Source organism: Corynebacterium sp. HMSC070H05 (assembly GCF_001837615.1).
GTDB classification, from domain to species: Bacteria; Actinomycetota; Actinomycetes; order Mycobacteriales; family Mycobacteriaceae; genus Corynebacterium; species Corynebacterium coyleae.
Genome location: NZ_KV833314.1, coordinates 1 through 1,799 on the forward strand (window position 1 = coordinate 1; position 1,799 = coordinate 1,799).

Annotated in this window: 2 protein-coding genes and 1 pseudogene; 2 read left to right on the forward strand and 1 reads right to left on the reverse strand. The window is 60.7% G+C overall.

Annotated features, from left to right (window positions below):
* Positions 1–499 (forward strand): annotated as a pseudogene (locus tag HMPREF2617_RS04980) (glyceraldehyde-3-phosphate dehydrogenase); the annotation flags it as partial.
* 8 nt (positions 500–507) lie between these two features.
* Here HMPREF2617_RS04980 and HMPREF2617_RS04985 read toward each other — a convergent pair.
* Positions 508–1,350 (reverse strand): HtaA domain-containing protein, encoded by an 843-nt coding sequence (locus HMPREF2617_RS04985; protein WP_167617571.1) that lies wholly within the window; start codon positions 1,348–1,350, stop codon positions 508–510.
* Positions 1,351–1,484: 134 nt separating this feature from the next.
* Here HMPREF2617_RS04985 and HMPREF2617_RS04990 point away from each other — a divergent pair.
* Positions 1,485–1,799: HtaA domain-containing protein (locus HMPREF2617_RS04990; protein WP_210400818.1), on the forward strand; the 315-nt coding region annotated here is incomplete at its 3' end.

Here is a 1,799-nt window from a genome sequence, read left to right on the forward strand (position 1 = left end):
CCAGAACCTGGCCGACAACTTCCACAAGGGTGACCGTCGTGGGCGTGCTGCTGGCCTGAACATGGTGCTCACCGAGACTGGTGCTGCGAAGGCCGTGTCCAAGGCGCTGCCCGAGTTTGAGGGCAAGCTCACCGGCAACGCGATCCGCGTGCCCACCCCGGACGTGTCCATGGCAGTGCTCAACCTGGACCTGGAGAAGGAAGTGAACAAGGACGAGGTGAACACCTTCCTGCGTCGCGTGTCCACCCACTCCAACCTGCGCCAGCAGATCGACTACATCAACTCGCCGGAGGTTGTGTCCACTGACCTTCTGGGTACTACCCACGCGTCGGTTGTCGACGGCCTGGCCACCATCGCATCTGGCAACCACCTCGTGCTCTACGTCTGGTACGACAACGAGTACGGCTACTCCCACCAGGTGGTTCGCGTCGTCGAGGACATCGCGGGCGTGCGCCCGACCGTGTACCCGGAGCGCAAGGATCCGGCTGAGATCCAGTAGCGCGCCAGCTACAGGGAAAGAGCGGGTGCAGGCGGCAGGCCTGGTATCAGGCCTGAGAACCACGCCGCGCCCGCGCCCAACAAAGCAAGCACAGCGAGCAGGGCACCAGCGATGCCGATCGTTTTCGCGTCGGCAGCCGCGCTGCCCTGCGCTTTGAACTGCTGCTCCTCAGACAGTGTCGGGGTGGGGGCCGATCCCTTGGAGTGAAACGCCAGGGTGAGGTTCAAACGACCGTCGTTAAGCGTAGTGCCCTCGTCATAGTTGAGCAGCGACGCCGCGCCACCAGCGGCGAGCGTAGGAGTCACTTCTGCTGTGTAGCCACCGCCGACGGTGGCAGTGATGGGGCGGGGGAGTGTGAACGTGGCCAAAGTGGCATCATCCGCGACCTTTCGCTCGGCTCGGGCGCCGGGAAGTCCTCCCTCGACGATGTAGTCGGCGGTGATGGCGGCGGTGGTCGACTCGGTCACGAGGATCTTGAGATCGTCGTAACGCAGATTCAGGCCCCACGTCCCGCCCTTGCCGAGACCGGCGTGGCCGTAGAAGTGCAGCGAGCCCTCCAAGTCAACGACCGTGCGATCCTGCTCAACGACGGTGCTGCGCGGGTTGACTGGGAATTCGAAGCCAGTCACCTTGCCTTTTGTGTCAGTGATTGCCTTGGTTCCTCCGGCGGTATGGATCTCGCCGCCGGCAATGCCTTGGACATAGCGTAGGAACGAGGCCTTGATGGGCCACGTGACGGTGCCGGAGGCTTCTACACCTGATCCGACGGGGGTTTCCGCGTTTGCAACGGGGGTAATCAGTGCGCTCAAAACGACTGTTGTGGCAGTGCACAGGGCGGCAGTTTTCCTCATGCTCAATAGGTTAGCCTGCATTTACTTACCATGCCCTTAATTCTGGAAAGTTTCTGGACAATACCCCCTATGGTAAGGCTTACCTCATTATGGTTAGCTTAGGCTTACCTATAGTCTATTTGGAGGGAGCTTCAATGAGGAAGAAGTTGTTTGTGAGCGCCGCTACCTTTGCGCTCGTTGCTGGGGCGGTGCCGGTGCCATCCGCGATCGCGGCTGAGGCGCTGCCAAATCTGCAAGATGCGCGCCTTGATTGGAACCTCAAGCGCAGCTTTTCCAACTACCTCACCGGCCCAATTGCACAGGGCAAGGTTGAGGTTACCGAACCAGGCGATCTGAATAGCTTCGGCGGCTTCTTGGAGTACAACCCTCCGACGCAGCGTTTCCAGTCAAGCGAAGTTCCCCTGAAGTATGGCTTCAAATTCAACCCGGCCAACTCGAAGTTGGACGCC